Raw genomic sequence first — 403 nt, 5'->3', positions numbered from 1 at the left:
CCTGGGCACCGAAGGCACCACTGAAAGCGGCATGGTGGCCATGCAGCTGGACGCGAACGCCACGGCTGACGCGGTGATCGAGAACAACGGCGCGATTAACATCTATGCGTCCAACTCTTACGCCTTCAGCAAGCTGGGCGCGAACGGGCGTATCGTTAACAACGGCACGGTAACCCTGGCCGGGGAAGGCAGCGGCCTGATCCAGCAGGACGTTGCGCTGGAAGGTAATGGCACCGGCGGCAACGGTACCGAGACACATGCTGCGTCTTACACCCTGCCGACCGATCCGACTGCGGCAGCCCAGAGCACCGGTCTGCGCAGCAGCATCAACCAGTACACCGTCGGCACCAGCGCAGACGGCAGTGCGGGTACGCTGACGGCGAGCCATGTCGACATTCAGGAT

1 protein-coding gene is annotated in these 403 nt (G+C 63.3%); it reads left to right on the top strand.

What is annotated here, in order from left to right; all coding sequences use genetic code 11:
* A partial coding sequence (locus ACQUTD_RS21595) for a hypothetical protein (protein ID WP_473277448.1) occupies window positions 1-403 on the top strand: 403 nt, incomplete at both ends.

Source organism: Enterobacter sp. K510 (assembly GCF_055804875.1).
Note: the sequence above shows the minus strand (reverse complement) of the source record. Positions and strands in the feature narration are given on the sequence as shown.